At 60.8% G+C, this 17408-nt stretch carries 16 protein-coding genes; 6 read left to right on the top strand and 10 right to left on the bottom strand.

The features are described 5' to 3' along the window. Positions 1 to 6: 6 nt before the first annotated feature. The 10 genes from C3Y91_RS04555 to speB all read right to left on the bottom strand — a co-directional run bounded on the left by C3Y91_RS04555 (position 7) and on the right by speB (position 11635). Positions 7 to 945 carry an isocitrate lyase/PEP mutase family protein gene (locus tag C3Y91_RS04555; RefSeq protein ID WP_024320377.1) on the bottom strand — a complete coding sequence of 313 codons (939 nt, stop codon included), beginning with the start codon at positions 943 to 945 and terminating at the stop codon, positions 7 to 9. Between the two features lie 145 nt (positions 946 to 1090). Continuing rightward, on the bottom strand, positions 1091 to 2659 hold the full coding sequence (locus C3Y91_RS04550; RefSeq protein WP_168575102.1) for an ABC transporter substrate-binding protein: 1569 nt from the start codon (positions 2657 to 2659) through the stop codon (positions 1091 to 1093). Between the two features lie 148 nt (positions 2660 to 2807). Beyond that, positions 2808 to 3383, bottom strand: coding sequence for a UbiX family flavin prenyltransferase (locus C3Y91_RS04545; protein WP_012759297.1), 576 nt, complete (start codon positions 3381 to 3383; stop codon positions 2808 to 2810). Beyond that, positions 3380 to 4822, bottom strand: coding sequence for a UbiD family decarboxylase (locus tag C3Y91_RS04540; RefSeq protein ID WP_075225487.1), 1443 nt, complete (start codon positions 4820 to 4822; stop codon positions 3380 to 3382). The genes C3Y91_RS04545 and C3Y91_RS04540 overlap by 4 nt, the downstream gene beginning before the upstream one ends. Before the next feature lie 152 nt (positions 4823 to 4974). Next, entirely contained in the window at positions 4975 to 6825 is a 1851-nt protein-coding gene (locus C3Y91_RS04535) for a LysR family transcriptional regulator (protein ID WP_130673219.1), read from the bottom strand. Positions 6826 to 7104: 279 nt separating this feature from the next. Further along, positions 7105 to 8076: a bifunctional Delta(1)-pyrroline-2-carboxylate/Delta(1)-piperideine-2-carboxylate reductase gene (gene lhpI / locus C3Y91_RS04530; RefSeq protein WP_018069084.1), complete on the bottom strand. Its 972-nt coding sequence runs from the start codon at positions 8074 to 8076 to the stop codon at positions 7105 to 7107. A gap of 157 nt (positions 8077 to 8233) precedes the next feature. Then, the gene (locus C3Y91_RS04525; RefSeq protein ID WP_168575083.1) at positions 8234 to 8881 is read right to left on the bottom strand and encodes an amino acid ABC transporter permease; all 648 of its coding nucleotides are present in this window, start codon (positions 8879 to 8881) and stop codon (positions 8234 to 8236) included. Then, on the bottom strand, positions 8878 to 9546 hold the full coding sequence (locus C3Y91_RS04520; RefSeq protein WP_018069082.1) for an amino acid ABC transporter permease: 669 nt from the start codon (positions 9544 to 9546) through the stop codon (positions 8878 to 8880). The genes C3Y91_RS04525 and C3Y91_RS04520 overlap by 4 nt, the downstream gene beginning before the upstream one ends. 145 nt (positions 9547 to 9691) lie before the next feature. Beyond that, complete coding sequence (locus tag C3Y91_RS04515) at positions 9692 to 10489, bottom strand: transporter substrate-binding domain-containing protein (RefSeq protein WP_018069081.1); 798 nt, start codon at positions 10487 to 10489, stop codon at positions 9692 to 9694. 84 nt (positions 10490 to 10573) lie between these two features. After that, positions 10574 to 11635 (bottom strand): agmatinase, encoded by a 1062-nt coding sequence (speB, locus tag C3Y91_RS04510; protein WP_174826943.1) that lies wholly within the window; start codon positions 11633 to 11635, stop codon positions 10574 to 10576. Positions 11636 to 11896: 261 nt separating this feature from the next. Here speB and C3Y91_RS04505 point away from each other — a divergent pair, with 261 nt between their 5' ends. The 6 genes from C3Y91_RS04505 (at position 11897) to C3Y91_RS04480 (ending at position 17387) form a co-directional block, all read left to right on the top strand. Beyond that, positions 11897 to 12973: an extracellular solute-binding protein gene (locus C3Y91_RS04505; RefSeq protein WP_024320369.1), complete on the top strand. Its 1077-nt coding sequence runs from the start codon at positions 11897 to 11899 to the stop codon at positions 12971 to 12973. Between the two features lie 88 nt (positions 12974 to 13061). Beyond that, positions 13062 to 13946 carry an ABC transporter permease gene (locus C3Y91_RS04500; RefSeq protein ID WP_024320368.1) on the top strand — a complete coding sequence of 295 codons (885 nt, stop codon included), beginning with the start codon at positions 13062 to 13064 and terminating at the stop codon, positions 13944 to 13946. Next, positions 13943 to 14782: an ABC transporter permease gene (locus tag C3Y91_RS04495; RefSeq protein ID WP_024320367.1), complete on the top strand. Its 840-nt coding sequence runs from the start codon at positions 13943 to 13945 to the stop codon at positions 14780 to 14782. The genes C3Y91_RS04500 and C3Y91_RS04495 overlap by 4 nt, the downstream gene beginning before the upstream one ends. Before the next feature lie 10 nt (positions 14783 to 14792). Then, entirely contained in the window at positions 14793 to 15857 is a 1065-nt protein-coding gene (locus C3Y91_RS04490; RefSeq protein WP_024320366.1) for an ABC transporter ATP-binding protein, read from the top strand. A 131-nt stretch (positions 15858 to 15988) separates the two neighbouring features. Continuing rightward, the gene (locus C3Y91_RS04485; RefSeq protein WP_017966244.1) at positions 15989 to 16858 is read left to right on the top strand and encodes a LysR family transcriptional regulator; all 870 of its coding nucleotides are present in this window, start codon (positions 15989 to 15991) and stop codon (positions 16856 to 16858) included. A 175-nt stretch (positions 16859 to 17033) separates the two neighbouring features. Continuing rightward, positions 17034 to 17387, top strand: a complete 354-nt coding sequence (locus tag C3Y91_RS04480) for a RidA family protein (protein ID WP_012759284.1) — start codon at positions 17034 to 17036, stop codon at positions 17385 to 17387. Positions 17388 to 17408 lie beyond the last annotated feature (21 nt).

Below are 17408 nucleotides of genomic sequence, written 5' to 3'. Positions count from 1 at the left end.
CCGGGATCAGAGCGCCTTCCATCTGTCCTCGGCATCGAGCCAGCCGCTGTCCCGCTCCAGCGAGGATTTCTGCTCGGCGGGCGTCATGCCGCCCATGCTGTGCTCATCCGCGTAGCGCGTGCTGCGGTCCTTGAAGACATGCCGACCGTAATCCATCATGCCATACATCGATCCCTTCTCGAGATAGTGCATGGTCACCAAGTTGAAGCCGAGCGCCTCGATTTCTTCAAGCCGCACGAAGGGCACGCCATTGACGGTCGCGACATCGCCGAACATCTTCCAGCCGGGCAATTCCTTGGCCACCTTCCGGCATTCCTCCAGCGTGCGCAGGCCATGCACATAGGTCATTTCAGCGCCGAGCGCTGCGGCGCGCACGCAGCGTTCGATAGCGTCGTCCAACCCTTTTTCGAGCTTGGATTCGGTGCGCGCTATCACCACGCAATCGCTGCCTTGACAGGCTTCGATCGAGGCCTTGATCTTGGCGAGCCAGAGCTCCTGCGAGACGACCTCATGCGGCACGTTGCCATCGACCTTGCCGGCAAGGGTCGCTGCCTCCATGGCGCGGCCGAACCGCGCATAGCCGCGTTCATTGGGCGTATCCTCGATCAGGATCGCGCCGGCGCCGGCCTTGGCGAGACGATAGCAGGTGCGGAAGGTCTGGACGACATCGCCGAAGCCGTCATCGGCATCGATAACCAGCGGCAAAGGCGAGTAGTCGGCGATGCGGTCGGTCGCATAGACCAGTTCCTCCTGATTGTGCAGGCCAAGATCCGGCACGCCGGACATGCTGAATCCCAGCGACGCGCCGCTGAGCAGGATCGCCTCGAAGCCGGCCATTTCCGCCGCCTTTGCGGAGTAGCAATCCCAGACGCAGGGCGTGAACACCTGCTTGCGGGAAACCAGATCCCGAAACTTCACCTTCTCGCGATTGCCGATCATCGTCATCCACCTTTTCCGATCGCCCCGCGTCGCAGGGCTCATTCTGTCGTCTTAACGTCTCTGGCGTGTACGGTCGTCCAGCCCATCGACCGATCCTGCCTTGCCCGCCCGGATCTTCCGGGCGAGCCTGCGCGTCATGATCTGGAACCTGCTATTTCTGGCAGGCATCCGTGCAGACGTAGAGGAACTGCTTTTGCAGGATGCCGCCGTTCGAAGGAACGACGCCGCCGGTATTGTTGCGCAGCAGCAGCGAGCGCGTCTGTTCCCCGAAGATGTAGAGCGGCATCTCGGTTGCAACGAGCTTCTGAACCTTGCCATAGGCGGCTTTGACAGCGGCAGGGTCGAGGGTGGAGCTGGCTTCCTTCAATGCAGCATCCATCTCGGCGCTCTTGTACTGTCCCCAGTTGAAAGCACCGCCGGAGCTCAGCAGGTTGGAAATGTTCGGCTCGGCACCGTTCGACACCAGCACCCCGCCTTCGACGCAGATGTCGAAGTCGAGCTGCGTCTTGCACCGCTGGATCAGCGAAGCCTGGTCGACCTCAACGATCTCAGCCGAGGCACCTTCATAGCCGGTCAGCACCTGCTGAATGTAGGCGGCAAGACGCTTCAGGTCCGAGTTGGTATAGGTGACGATCTTGATCGAAAATGGCTTGCCGTCCGCCTTCAGGGCGTCGAACAGTTCCTGCGCCTTCTTCGGATCATAGGCGGGAAGAGATGAAGCGCTATCGAAATACGGCGAATTCTCTCCAAAGTAATTGCTGGGTGCCTTGTAGCCGGGCATCTGCGTGAAGGCCTGCATCAGCCGCGCGCGGTCGATGGCGGAATAGAAGGCCTCGCGGGCGCGAACATCCGTGAAGATACCCTTGGCCTGGTTGAGATAGGCGCGGTTGATGCCGCGGATCGGGATCTCGCGGGTCGCAACCCCCGGCGCCGTTGCGTTCGAGCCGAACTGATAGGGATAACCGGCCATCATCGTTGCGCCGCCCTGCACGACGGTGGCGATGCGGCTGTTGGTTTCGGGAATGATCGCGAACTTGATCGTATCCAGATAAGGGCGCGGCTGATCCCAATAACCGGGATTGCGGGCCATGGTCATTGATATGCCCTGGTTCCACTCGGTCAGCGTAAAGGCGCCGGCGCCCACCGGCTTGATGTCGGTCTTTTCCTTGGCGACCTTCAATGCTGCCGGCGAGGCGATGAAGGGGCACAGCTCGGCGACCTGGGCTGCGAAATTGGCGTTCGGGGAGGACAGCTTGATCGTCAGGGTTTGCGGATCGACGACGGTGATTGCCTTGTTCCATGAGGATATGAACGGCTGCGCCGGTGAAAGCGTGGCCGGATCGGCGGCGCGGTCCCAATTATATTTGACGGCTTCCGCATCATAGGGCGTCCCGTCGGTGAACTTCATGTCCTTGCGAAGCTTCAAGGTCCAGGTCACGGCGTCTGTGCTGGTCAGGCTTTCAGCCATGCCGCCGGTCACGACGCCCTTGTCGTTGACGTAGACGATGAAGCCGTAAACGGCGTCGAGCACATCCATCGGACCGCCGGGATAGGTGCCGGCGGTGATCGCCGGATCCCAGCTCTTGATGTCCGAACCGTTGATAATGGTCATCGTGCCGCCGCTCACGGGTTTTTCCGTCTGCGCGCCCGCGTGAGACGCGGCAAGCATCACGGGTGCGGCCGCCATCAGCGACAACAGCAAGGCGGCGGCGCCGCGCATGAACAGGCTCTGCAGCCTTCTGGAACGATTGTCTGACAACTCACTCTATCTCCTTTTTTTGAGTTCCCCTGGGGGAGTGATTGTGCGTCGTTGTTGTGCATGCGGTTGACATGATGGCCCGGCAGCTTTCAGCGCTGCTCGTCATGGCTCAGTCGTTATGATCCTCCGTCCAGCGCCGGACCGTCGGATGATGAAGCCCGAATTGATCCAGCGCACGCCCCACGGTCTGGTCGACCATTTCGGCGATTGATTTCGGCAGGGTGTAAAAACTCGGCACCGGCGGCATGATGACGGCGCCGTTGCGTGTTGCCTGGTCCATCAGCGCGATATGGCCCGCATGCAACGGCGTTTCCCGCACCATCAGCACCAGCCGGCGGCGTTCCTTCAGGCAGACATCGGCGGCGCGCACGATCAGATCGTCCGCATAACAATGCGCGATCCCGCTCAGCGTCTTGATCGAGCATGGCGCAACCAGCATGCCGTCGCACCGGAAGGAGCCGGAGGCGATCGAGGCGCCGATATCCCCGTGGCTGTAGACCCGGTCGGCGAGGCCACGGATTTCGTCCGCGGTCTTTCCCGTCCCTTCGGCCAGTGCCGTGCGGATCGCCGCGGGCGATATGACGAGATGCGTCTCGACATCGTCGAAATCCCGCAGCATCTCCAGCGCACGCAGTCCGTAGATTGCACCGGAAGCCCCTGATATGCCGATGATCAATCGCCTCAAATCAGCATCTCCGGCTTGACGCGCAATAGCAGCTGGCGCATCCGTTCGTAGGAATCCGGCGGCGGAAGCGCCTTGTCGAACCCTTCCTTCCGATCGCCCGCCTTCATCGTGGCGTCGTAACCGACCTTGGCGATCACGCCGCCGTCCTCCTGAGGCTCGGACCGGTCTGCCGGAAGATCCGTGACGATGAGAATGTCGCGCGCCGCGCGCATGCGCGTCATCTTGGCCAATTCGACGGCATCGATATCCCAGGGGTCGACATCGCTATCGACGATGGTGACGTTCTTGACGATGCTGACCGCACCCCAGCAGATCGACATGATGCGGCGTGCCTGTCCCGGGCGGGGCGCATCGATCTGCACGACCACGTTGTTCCGTCCGCTGCCTGATGCGGTGACGGCAACCTCGCCGACATTGAGAACGGATCGCCGGATGACGGCCTTGAGGCCGGCAGCGATCGGCACTGCGCCGAGATAAAGGTGCTCCATATGGTAACCGGGCTCGATCACCTGCAACATCGCGTCGGAGCGGCAGGTCATGCATCCAAAGCTGGCGCGCATGCCGGAGCCGTAATCCTCGTACATGCCGTGATATTCCGAGACCAGTCCTTCGAGGATCGGCTCGTCGCTATGTATATGACCTTCGAGCACGATCTCCGCCTCTGCAGGCACGGCAAGATCGATCGACTTGCAGCGGACAAGCCGCACCGGCTCGCCGAGCAGCGATCCGGCGCAGTGCATTTCATCGTCACCAAGCCCCAGATAGAAGCAGGCGGCAAGCTGAATGGCTGGATGCGCGCCGAGGACGACGGCGAAGGGCAGCGGCTCGCCTTTGGCGCCCGCCTTGCGGGCCATGATGGCGAGATGATGGTTCGGTGCAATCCCGATCATCGCCTCGTTCGGACCAAGCACCTTGATGCGGGCATAGGACGCGTTGCCCAAGCCCGTTTCAGGGTCGCGCGCCACGATCAGACCCGCGGTAATGTAAGGACCGGTCTCCTTGGAAAAGAATGTCGGGACTGGAAGCCGGGTCAGGATGTCGTCCTGGAAGAGCTGTTGCTGTACCGGCGCATCGTCCACGAAGACAGGCGGCATGGGAGAGGCGATCGAGGACAGCAGCTTTTCCTGGATCTCGCTTTTCGCGACGTCAAGCGCCAGGGCGACACGATCGAGATCCGACAGGATGTTGCCGAAGATCGGCATGTCGTGACCCTTGATGCGGTCGAGCCGCACCGCCGCCTTTTCATCGACGATGGAAAGGATGGCCGACACGTCGTGGATCGGGTCGATCTCCTCCGAAATCACCAGCAGCTGACCGCGTCGGTCGAGTTCCTGAAGAATGCCTCGACAGGATTGATCGCTTTCGCTGCCGCGCATTGCGGCGCTGGCCGTCTTGGATGTCATGGCCGCGTCTTCAAGCGGATCAGGGCGATCATTCATCCGGCAATCCTGTGAAAGTCATTTTCGAGCTGTTTGATGCGGCAAGTATCAGCCGCAGGCCGGAGGCTGGGTAGCTCGAAAATCATGAATTGGAGGATAGGAAAATCAGAATGCTCCGCGCATGATCCCGATCCGACGCGACATGCGTTAGATCACGCCTGTTGGCCGAAGACGGCAACGAGTGACTGGATCATCGTCCGTTCCGCCTCGGACAGCGTCCTTTCGCCGGAGAAAATCACCGAGAGGTTTCCGGCGATGACGTCTTCCGTAATCGACGCCGCGGTGAGGCGTCCGCTGCCGATGTCCTGCTGGACCGAGGACACCGGCAGGACCGTGCAGACCGGCAAGCGGCGGACCATGGCGATGGCCAATGGCAGAGAACCGACGTCCATGATGGGCTCGACACGCAGATGCCGCGCGCTGGCGGCTGCCATGAACGCCTGATGGATACTGAGATGCTTGATTCCGAGAACCAGCGGAAATCCGCAAACTTCGGCCAGTGGAATTTCCGTTCGGCCGGCAAGGTTCAAGGCCGGATTGGCAACGACCGAGAGGCGCTCGCTCGGTCCGAGATGGATCCGGGTCATCTGCGTCTGGACGACGCCGACAATGGCCAGATTGAGCTCTCCCGCGCGCACCTGGTCGTGAAGCGCAGCGTTGGAACCTTCGACGATCCTCAGCCGGTATTCGGGATGGCCGAGGCGGGTTGCCGTCAGCGCCTGCGCCACCTTGTCCGTCATGACGCTATCATGCCCCGAACTCGGCAGCATGCCGATTGAGATGGTCGCCTGAGTGTGGGCGGCAATATCCTGACTGGCCTTTAGAAGGCTGTCGATGCGCTCTTCGATCTCCAAGGTGAACGGAAGCAATGCCTTGGCGGCCTTCGTGCTCTCGGCACCGTTGCGCCGCCGTTCGAACAGGGGTTGCCCGACAACCGCCTCGATCTTCTGAATCTGGGTCGAAACGGAGGGTTGGGTGACATGCGCCGCGCGCGCCGCCGCCGAAATGCCTCCGCTGAGATGCGCAAGGTTGAAGTAGTGCAATTGACGTGCCGTCAACTGCGGCCGGAAGACGATATTGGCCTCCGTTGCCTCCAGATTTTTCTTGAGGCTACAAAGCAGGGCGGACACGACCTCCTGGTCCGGCCCGTTTGCGCGCACGCCCAAGGTGCTCGACAACGGCGGATCGAGGGGCTCCAGATGCAGGCGCGCAAGTCCGAGCCGGTCGGCGACCATACTGCGGGGCATCAGGAACCGCATCTGCGGAAACTCGTTGAGCAGCCGATGAAGATCTGCCGGCTCCTCATCCATCAGGATCATGCGGTCGCGGATGCCATGCTCGTCCGCATATCGGGTGACGGCATCGCGAAGTGCCTGACGCATTTTCAAAACGACAAATTTCTGATTGGGGGAGCGAAGATCAACCGCGGCCTCCGCCGTTCCGACGGAAACCCAGACCTCATCGTAAAAGGGCGTCATCGCAGGCAGGTTCGCAGATGGCACGCCTGTGATATAGCCGACTTCGATTTCCATCGAACCCGCGTTGCCCGGGATTTCCGCAGCCTCCTCGTCAACAAGGGATTTTCCTCGCCCGTCTGCAAACATCACGTCGATCAGCAGGTCGGGCCGCTCGCGTTCCATATCTTCGACAGTACGTCCGATCGCCTTCGAAAACCGGCCGATGGAGAAACTGAGATCGAGACGAATATCGATGCGAAGGGGGGCCGTGTCCCCGTTCCGCATCCGACGCACGAACCTTTCGCGATGAAGGATGGCCGTTGCCTGCTGAAACAGCCAGAAGGCTGCCGGTAAAGGACTGAGGTGACCGCTTTTCCGAATGAAGAGCTTGAGTTGAAGTTCATTTTCCAAAGTACGCAGACTTGATGTCAGCGCCGAAGGAGCAATCCCAAGCTCGCGCGCGGTCTCCGCCAGCGTCGGGCTCTGACAGGCCAGCACGAAATGGGCCAGTTGCTGGATTTCGATGCGCGGCGGATTTGTAATCACTGCGGGTCTATATCGGATTTGCTCAAGGGGCTTACCCGACTATGGCACACAAAGCGTTATATCGCACGAATATCAGCGCCGGCCCATTGCTTCCCCTTCGTCCACCGAACCGACATGGTCGGCCTCGGACTTTGGTCGGCGCAGCACTGGTGATCGAATGCCTGGACGGGCCAAGAGCGTCGAAACAGGGAGCCCGTATGCTGAGGGTGATCAGTCCTCCTTTAGAAAAATCGAGGATCTTCCGTTCCGATCATTCGCGATTGCCCGGACCAAAAGACGTCAGCCGGCGATCAAAGCGGCTTCATACACCATCGTCGCGGCGGCAAGATCAGCCAACGCCGTTCCGACTGCCTTGTAGAGAGTGATCTCATCGTTGGACGTCCGCGCTGGAACATCCCGGCGGCACAGCTCGTCAAGTGTCGCACGCACCGCATCTGTAGAAATGATGCCGGCTCTGATCGGCTGAACCAGATCGCCCGCTTCGTGAAGGGCTTCGTGCGTGTCGATATAGAGCGAGGAGCGGCGAAGCGCCTCGTCATCCGCTTCGCGCATCGCCGGGGTGAAGCCGCCGATCAGGTCGACGTGGGTGCCCGGCCGCAGCCATTCGCCGCGGATAAGCGGTGCTGTCGCCAGCGTCGCTGCGCTGACGATATCGGCTTGCCGCGCCGCGGCTTCCAGGTCCGTGACCGCAGCGGCCTGGAGCCCCTGTTGCCGGAGGCTCTGCGCCAGCCGTTCGGCGCTGGCGGGATCGATATCCCAGATATCGACATGCGCGATCGGCCGGACGGCGCGATAAGCATCAGGTATGAGGCTCGCGACGCGGCCAGCGCCGATCACCAGCAGACGGCGAGCGTCCTTTCGGGCAAGATAGTCCGCAGCAAGGGCCGATGCCGCTACCGTCCGGCGCGTCGTGATCGTGTTTCCGTCAAGTAGCGCAAGCTGCATCCCGGTCCGACCATCATAGAGCATATAAGTCGAGGTCAAACCGGGAATGCCGCGCACCGTGTTGCCGGGAAAGACGGTGACGATCTTGATGCCAAGGTAGCGCTCCGACCGGTGCGTTTCATGCCAGGCCGGCATCAGAAGCAGCGTCGCATCCAGCTCGCCGCTATTGGTTATCGTGTGGTGATGCCGTACCGGCACGACACAGCCTTCAGCAAATGCTTGCCGCAGGGTCGCGACCAGCGCGCCGAACGGTAGGAGCTCGCCCGTTGTCCGGGCATCGAGAATACGGATTTGTGTGTCGGTCATTGAAGCGATCTCTCAGGAAGTTCTAACTGCGGGATAAGGCGAGTTCCGTGTGATTGAACGAGAGCCGCGTCGCCGCCGCGCGGCGCACCAGCTTTTCAACCGGCGTCGGCCTTTTGGGCACCTCGCTGCAATCGGAATGCGGAGCACTGAACACCGCTCAGCCAAACGCCGCTTTCTTCTCCAGAATTCTGGCGTATTGCGTCAGCGGATAGCACAGGGTGAAGAAGATCACCGCGACGAGACCGTAGACCTTGAAAGGTTCGAAGGTCGCGTTGTTGATGGCGTTTGCGGTTTTCAGCAGTTCGTCGAAGCCGAGGATCGAGGCCAGTGCGGTGCTCTTGATCAACTGGACCAAGAACCCGACGGTCGGCGCGCGCGTGATCCGGAAAGCCTGCGGCAGGATGACAAGGCGAAGTTCGAGGAGACGATGCAAGCCCAGGCTGGCTGCGGCGTCCCATTGCCCGCGCGGCACCGCCTCGACGCCGCTCCGCCAGATTTCCGCAAGATAAGCGCTGGCATAGAACGTCAGGCCGCAGACGGCCGCGGTCCATGACTCGATCCGAAAACCGAGCATCGGCAGGCCGAAGAACATCAGAAAGAGCTGCATGAGGAGCGGCGTCCCCTGAAACAGGGCAATGTAGCCGGACGCGAAGCTGCGCGGCCAGCGCGTTTTCGATATCCGTGCAGACAGGATCGCCAGGCCAACGATGGCGCCGCCGGCAAAGGCTGCGAGCGAAAGCACAAGGGTCCAGCGTGTCGCGAAGACAAGATTGCGCAGAATGTCCCAGAAGGTGAACTCAATCATGCCAGACCGGCTCCCAGAAAACGGCGTTTCCCGGCGACAAGGAGCCGGCGAAGTGCGGCGGACATCGAAAGGTAGATCAACGTTGCCACCAGATAGGTCTCGAAGGAGCGGAAGGTGCGCGACTGAAGCAGATCGGCCTCCTGCGCCAGCTCGCGGACGGATATTTGCGAAACCACCGCCGATTCCAGCATCATGATGATGATCTGGCTCGTCAGCGCCGGAAAAATGATGGCGATCGCTTGCGGCAGGATGATCTTGAAGAACACCAGCCGAGGCCTCAGGCCGAGTGCCTGCGCCGCCTCCTTCTGGCCTCTCGGTATGGCATCGAGCCCGGCCCCGACCACCTCGATCGTGTAGGCCGCCATGTTGAGGGTCATGGCAAGGACGGCGGCGGTGACCGGATCGAGGCGAATGCCGAGGCTAGGCAAGCCAAAGAAGATGAAGAACAGCTGCACCAGGAACGGCGTATTGCGCATGATTTCCACATAGAGGCCGACGACCTTGCGCAACCACGGATAAGGTCCCCGGCGCGCGGCCGCGCCGAGAATGCTGAGAACGATCCCGAGGACCGATGTGGAGGCCGTCAGGGCAAGCGTCGTGCCCGCGCCATAAGCCAGAGCTCCCATTCCGTCCCAAAGCCAATTGAAATCGAGGCTGTATCTCATCGCATGTCCTTTGGAGCCGGATGATCTGGGCCGGATCGCCCCGGAAATCTGGATCCGCCTCTCAAGCAAAGAATTGGAGCATGATGCCACCGGAATCGCTTACAGTTTTCGGCATCATGCTCTGGTGAGTGGGAGGCCGTCCTCGTCAGTCCTTCAGGTTTTCCGGGTTGAGCGGCGCTTTCAGCCAGCTCTTCGAGCCTGCGTCGAGCGAACCATCGGCGATCATTGCGGCGACGCTGTCATTGACAGCCTTCTTCAGGCCTTCCTCGCCCTTGCGGAGCGCGATGTGCGAGGGGGAGCTGAGGAGCTGGAACTTCTGCTCCGGCTTCAAGGCTTCCTGTCGTGCCAGAACCTGCGCACCGACATCGTTGCCGACGACCATCAACTGGGTCTGGCCGGATATGAAGGCCTGGATGACCGAATTGTAGTTCTCGAAGCGCTGGATCGCGGCCGAGCCGGGGGCGGCGGCCGTCAGCGACGTGTCTTCGAGCGTCCCACGATTGACGGCAATTGTCTTGTCGGCAAGGTCTTCCTTGCCGCTCACCTTCAGCGCCGTCGGACCGATGACGGCGATATAGTAGGGGGCGTACGGGGCTGCATAATCGATAACCTCGGCGCGCTCCTTCGAATAGCCGACGCTCATCAGCAGGTCGACGCGGTCGTCGTTCAGGTAGGCGATCCTGTTCTGGCCAGTAACGCTGACGAGATTGAGTTTCACGCCGAGCCTGTCGGCGATCTTCTGGGCGACGTCGACGTCATAGCCCTTGATGCTCATATCGGCGCTTGCCGAAGAGAAGGGCGGGAAATCGGAGAAGATGCCGATGTTGATCTCGCCTGCGGCTTTGATATCGGCAAGTTCGTCGGCCTGTGCGGCCCCTGCCAGGATGCCGAACACGGCAATTGCCGCAGTAGCGGTGAAGCGTAATTTCATAAGAGCAGTCATGTCGTTCCCCTTTTTGAGACGTGTTGTGCGACAGGTGATGGATGGCAGCGGGCACGAGGCACGCTGCCGTTGTGGAGCTTGTTCTCAGGTCAGCTTTGTCCTGACCGCGGGACTGAACATCGCGAGGCACAGGAGTTCGAACAGGACCTGCGCGGCGATCTGCGCGGTGTTGGTGGTGTTGTCGTATTGCGGCGCGATTTCCACGACGTCGCCGCCGACGAAGTTGATGCCCTTGAAGCCGCGCAGCAGGGTCAGAGCCTCCCTCGGCTGAAGCCCGCCGACTTCTGGCGTGCCGGTTCCCGGAGCGAAGGCCGGATCGAGGCTGTCCACGTCGAAACTGAGATAGGTCGGACCGGCGCCGACGACCTCCAGAGCCTTTGCGATCACCGCCTTGAGGCCCATCTCCGCCACCTCTTCCGCGTGAATGACGGTCATGCCGGAGGCAAAGGAGAACTCCCAGAGATATTCGCCGCCGCCGCGGATGCCGATCTGGATCGTACGCTTCGGATCGAGCACGCCCGCCAGAACCGCCTCGCGGAAGGGTGCGCCGTGATGGAACTTCGAGCCCTCATAGGGACCAGCGGTGTCGCAATGAGCGTCGATGTGGATCATGCCGACCGGCTGGCCGGCCGCCAGGCCCTTGAGGATGGCGCCGGAGATCGAATGGTCGCCGCCGACCGAGAGCGGGATAACCCCGGTTGCCGCGATCATCCGGTAGCAGGCCTCGATGTCGGCATGGCACTCGGCGAGGCCGAACCGGCTGCGCATCGGCACGTCGCCGACATCGGCGACCTTTAGCCCTCCCATCGGCGCGACACGCAGAACATGCTCGTAGGGACCGATACGCTCGATCGCCCGGACGGCCCGAGGCCCCAGCCGCGCGCCGGCGCGATTGGTGACGCCGAGGTCCATCGGCACGCCGATCAGAGCCACGTCAAGCGCCTCAAGCACCTCGGGCCGCAAGCCGTTCTCGATGAAACGGGCATCCAGAAAGGTCGCAGGATCGGCGAAGGGCCATTTGCGGCTGTCGCCGTCCTTGAATACGCTCGCCGCCACGGCGCGGAAGTGCGGATCTTCCATCTCCCCGCCTGCAGCGCTGCCGAAGCGCTTTCTCAAGTCTTCCAGAAAATCCCGGTCAATGGTCAAGGCAGGCTCCCACGGTATTGATGCTGCCGTCATCATCAGCGCCGCCCACTTCTCTTGGAACCGCGAAAATTCGAGAGGGGATATAACGATTCTTGATAGCTCAGACCCGCCGAGGCTCAGCGATGCGGGTAGCGCATTCATCGGGATGTTCAGAAAACTTTATAACCCGGCGAGAATTTTCCCACTACCGCGGCTGGCAACCTCCAAGCAGTCTCCGATGCGAACGGCCCGGCAGAGGGCCGACAGCAAAGGGAACCTACCATGTTGCACGATATGACACGCCGCCGCTTCCTCGGATCCGCCGCCGCTGCGGGGATTGCCAGCACGATGACCGGGTTTGCAAGATCCGCCGCGGCCGGTAGCGGCAATCTCACCGCCGTCGAATGGGGCGGCGATGTCGTCGAAGCGATGAAGCAGATTGCCGCCGACCAGAATGCGGCGACATTCAACTGGGTTCTTCACCAGGGCGGCGCGGGCGCCATCCTGCCGAAGATCAAGGCCGTCTGGCCGAATGTCGACTACGACTATGTCGCCGGCTGGGAAGGCTCGTTCAACAGCATGGTGAAGGAGGATTGGCTCGAGACCATCAATCCTGCAGATGTTCCCAACCTTGCGAATATTCCCGAGAAAATCATCATTCGTGATGGCAAGGGCAATATCAAAGCCGTCCCGCGCGCAGTTGGCGGCATGTATTTCGGTGCCCGAACCGACACGGCTCCGATCGCCGTGAAGACCATCGATGATCTGCTGAGCCCCGATCTCAAGGGCGCGATCTGCTGGCCAGGCCCGACACAGAGCATGATGCTCCAGATTGTCGCGCTCGCCCTTCACGCCGGCGGCAGTGAAACGAATATGGAGCCCGGGTGGAAGCTCATGACGGAATTGGCGAAATCCGGCAATATCGGCCGCGTTGCCGTCACCGATATCGATTTCACCAATTCGCTGACGTCGGGCGAGACCTCCGTCGGCTTCTTCGCCGAGCCCGGCTGGGCAGCCGTGGCGAAGAACTTCCCGGTTACGCGCTTCACCAAGGACAGCAACTTCAAGGCCTTTCTCTACCAGAGCGGTTTCGGCGTCCTGAAGAATAGGCCAAACACCAAGGCAACGCTCGATTTCGTCAACTTCGCGATCAGCCCGGACATGAACTCGCTCTACGCCAAGGTGGCTGGCGAAGCGCCGTTGAACAGCAAGGCGGTCACACCCGACAATCTCAAGCATCTGTCCTTCACGTCGGACGAGTTTTCGAGCTTCGTCTATGTGCCGGACTACAATGCAGTTCTCGAACAGCAGGATGCCTGGTCCAAGCGCTGGGAGCAGGATATCGCCCCGTTGCTCTAAGACACCCCGCGGTAGGTTGTCGTAGGCGCGGGCTTCGACAACCTCCCTTTCTCATGGCCCGCAAGGGCGAGGAAAAGGCTGTTCCACCATGACCAAGGTAAGGCGGCAACCCGTTGCCATTTCAATTCCGGATCGCCGAGATGCGGCCCTGACGCTCGGGCCAGCCCTGCTGGTGTTCGCATTCGGTTTTCTGTCACCGCTCATCAACCTGGCAATCGAAAGCTTGAAGGAGTTTACGCCGGGACGCGTCGGCTCCGTGGAAAATGCCGCGGCAACGGTTCAAAACTATTACGAGCTTGCAAACCAGGCGTTTGCAAGCGTCCTGCTGACGACCTTCTGGATCGGCGGAGTTGCCGCGATCATCGGCCAGCTTGTGGCATTCCCGCTGGCCTATTTCATCGTGCGGCGGATCTCGCCGCGGATGCGCACACTCACCCTCGGCTTCTTGATTACGCTTGTTCTTTCCAGCGTCCTGATCAAGACGTACGCGATCGAACTGACCTTCGGATCGGTCGGCATCTTCCGACCTTTCCTCTTGACATTGGGCCTTTCGCCCAACAGCCGCGAATATATCAATATCGTCGTTATTGCCGGTCTGGTTCACTCGATCATACCGGTCGCAACGCTAACGTTGATTGGCGCGATGCAATCGATCGATCCGCGTCTGCTCGATGCAGCCCAGTCGCTCGGCGCGCCGGGATGGAAAGCCCATCTGTCGATCACGCTTCCCCTGAGCTTCCCGGCTCTGATCTCGAGCACGCTTGTCTCACTGACTTTCGCGATCAGCGCCTTCGTCATTCCCATGGTGCTCGGGAGGGGCCGGGTGCTTTTCATGTCGAACGTCATCTACACCCGGTTCAGCGATATCGCCAACTACCCGAGCGGCGCGGCGATCTCGCTCGTCATGCTTGCCGCGGCCCTGGCGGTCGTCGCTGTCATAACGTTTGCGCAGGCGCGGAGGGTTTTCCGATGAGCATGCAGTCTCTTGCAGCGAGAAGCGGAGACCGGATCGCCGGTTCCCTTGCCTACGGTGTCATCGGCCTTGGATTGGCGTTCCTCGCCATCCCGTTGGTGATAACATGCGTCATGGCTTTCGACGCCAGGACCTACCTCGGCCCGATGCCGCCACCTGCCTTGTCGCTTCACTGGTTCGAACGGCTCGTCTCCCAGGCGGATATCCTTGCCAGCCTGCGTACCAGCCTCATCTTGGCGGTACTCACGACGGTTCTGTCTGTCACGATTGGAACTGCGGCGGCTGTCGGTCTTGCCCGGGGCAATTTTCCAGGAAAGGCAGCGCTGACTTCGGCCTTTCTCTCGCCACTCATCGTCCCGCCGGTCGTGATTGGATTCGGCCTGCTGCTTTTCCTTTCCAAGGCCGGCATCACAAATGGTATGGCGCGCCTGCTCCTCGGCCACGTGATCGTGACATTGCCCTATTGCATAAGGACCAGTCTCGCCAGCCTTCTCGGCAGCGACCAACGATTGACGGAAGCCGCAATGGTTCTCGGCGCCACCGAGCGCCAGGCCTTCTGGACCATTACCCTGCCGCTCATGCGGACGGGCGTCGTCACCGGCGCGATCTTCGCCTTCGCAATTTCGATGGATGACGTATCGATCAGTCTGTTTCTGAGCGATCCGTCCGCAACGACCTTGCCTGTTACGCTGGTCAGCAACATGCGCGCGGCTTTCGATCTGACGATCGCTGCAGCGGCCGTGGTCCTGATTGCCGTCACCGCGTTGCTGATCGTTGTGCTGGACCGTGTCGTCGGCTTCGACACTGTCGTCGGTCAGGGTTTGTTTCGTTCATGAGGACAATGCGATGATTTCTGCCGTGGAATTTCAAGGGGTCAGCAAGCGCTTCGGCGAAACGGTCGCCCTCGGTAATATCTCCTTCTCGGTGAACCCAGGTGAAACAATCGCACTGCTTGGGCCGAGTGGCTGCGGCAAGACCACCATTCTTCGGCTCATTGCCGGATTCGAGCGGCCCGACAAAGGCTCGATCTTGATCGACGGCCAGCCGATGGCCGGGTTGAAACCCTATGAGCGCAATGTCGGGCTGCTGTTCCAGCACTACGCTCTTTTCCCGCATATGACCGTCGAACAGAACATCGGCTACGGACTTCGCCATCGCAACCATCCGCCGGCGCAAATACCACGCCGTATTGCCGAGATGCTTGAGCTCGTCCGGCTCGTCGGTTTCGGACAGCGGCGGCCGCACCAGTTGAGCGGCGGCCAGCAGCAGCGTGTTGCGCTTGCGCGGGCGCTCGCCACCCATCCAAGCCTCCTTCTTCTGGATGAGCCCCTGTCGGCTCTCGACGCCAAACTTCGGCATGAGCTGCGCACCGAATTGAAGGATGTGCTCGCCGCGGTCGGCTCGACCGCCATCGTGGTAACCCACGACCAGGAGGAGGCGATGAGCCTGGGAGAGCGCATATTCGTGATGAACCGTGGAGCAATCATGCAATCCGGCAGGCCGGACGATGTGTATTGGCGTCCAGACTCGCGTTTCGTCGCGGATTTCATGGGTCGGACGAATTGGATCCATGGCTCGATTTCGACCGCGGGCGGAACGGCCCGGAAATTTCGCTCCGAATCCGGCTGGGAGTTTCCGGTCGCCTCCACGGCAAGCCTTTCAGGTGCCGCCGAGATTTGCGTGAGGCCGGAAAGCGTCGAGATATCGTCCGGCACTCCGGGTGCCGGGGCTATGGCCGGACGTGTTGCCGACGTCGTGACACTCGGTGCCTTCAGGCATGTCGTTCTGGACCTCGCCAGTGGCGACCGCATAATCTCGGCTTGCCCGAACCGTCCAGACATAGCTTTCGCTCGCGGGCAGGAGATCAGCGTTTCCATTCCCCCCGAGGCATGCGTTCTCTTCGCGCGATAAGCTGGCATTGATGGGGCGCAGCTTATACTGCGCCCGGGCTAAGGGTCACCAGTTGCGGGAAGAACATGGTTCGTCCAATATCCACTTACGGGCAGAGAGGCCCTCGGCTCTCGAGCGCCACAAAGTATGGAATGCGGCTTCTGATGCTTGATCTTGATTCCTATCTGCTTCGTGCATTTCTGACCGTCGCGGAAATCGGCACCGTCAATGGAGCAGCCGTCAAGCTGAACAGAACGCAGGCGGCCGTGAGCATGCAGATCCGCAAGCTGGAGGAGCTTGTCGGCGTTACGTTGTTTTCGCGTTCGTCAAAGGGCCTCGAACTCACGAGCCATGGGCAGATCATGCTGGCTTATGCCCGCGAAATGGTCGCCCTCAGCGACGAGGTCGGGAAAAGGCTGACAGGCAAGATGATCGAGGACCGCATTCGCCTCGGCGTCGTTGAGGACTTCGCAGCCGGCCACCTGATCGACATTCTTAGTGCCTTCAGAGCCCAGAACCCGAAGGTCGAGATCGACATCATCGTCGAGCCGAATCGCCGCCTCGCCAGCCTGTTTGAAGACAGGAAGCTCGATCTCGTGGTTTGCGACATCACCTGCCTCGCGCGAAAACCGACCCTGATCTGGACCGAATATTTGATGTGGACGGTCAGATCCGACTTTGTGGCGGATACGGAAAAACCGCTTCCCATCATCATGTTCGAGGAGGAGTGTCCCTGGACGCTCCCGACGATTGCGGCTCTGTCCCAGCGGAACATCAAGTGGAAGACGGCGTGCGTCGCATCGACGCTGGTCGCCATGGCGACCGCGGTTCGCGTCGGTATCGGTATCGCGCCAATGATGCTCAATACGAAACCGGAGGGCTGCCGGACGCTTGACCGATCGGCGGACCTGCCCGGTCCAGTGCGCATCGAAATCGGTCTGTATGCTCAATCCGAGACAGCCGAAGGTGCGCGCTATCTTGTGGACTTCATCTCGCGGCACACGGCCATATTGTCCAGCTAGAGCCTTTCCTGGTCAGAATGCTTCAAGCTGACCAGGAAAAGCTCTAGGAGCGTTCAGCTTCCATTATATCGGGTCAATTTAATTCCCTCTACCGGAATGGCGAGCGAAGCCCCACAGTGATCGGATAAAGGGTCGACGACCCAATCTCAAGCATTCATGGAAGTCTGCGAATACGATGATGGGGCAAGCCAAAGTTGACGAAACTCTCCTCGCAGATGCGGCCTATCTGCCCGGCCAGGTCGCAAACCTGACGAGGGGAGCGAGCGTGACGGCGCAGACCAACGAAATACTGGAGCGCATCAATGACATGCTGCTGCGCGAAGGTACCGACAAGTCAGAGATCATTCTCGCCAACATCTGGCTCAGGGACCTTGCCTCATTCGAGGAAATGAACAGAGCCTGGGATGCTTGGATGCCGGATAGTGGAACGCCACGGCGGGCGACGTTTGAGGACAAGAATCTCCCGCCGATGTGCGCCATCCGTATTGACGTAGCCGCGTCGCGAAAGAGTGGGGCCGGACAAATTTGAGCCGCCTGCGTTCGTTCTTCA

Origin of the sequence: Rhizobium ruizarguesonis (genome assembly GCF_012349115.1) — a bacterium.
In the GTDB taxonomy this organism is placed as follows: domain Bacteria; phylum Pseudomonadota; class Alphaproteobacteria; order Rhizobiales; family Rhizobiaceae; genus Rhizobium; species Rhizobium ruizarguesonis.
Note: the sequence above shows the minus strand (reverse complement) of the source record. Positions and strands in the feature narration are given on the sequence as shown.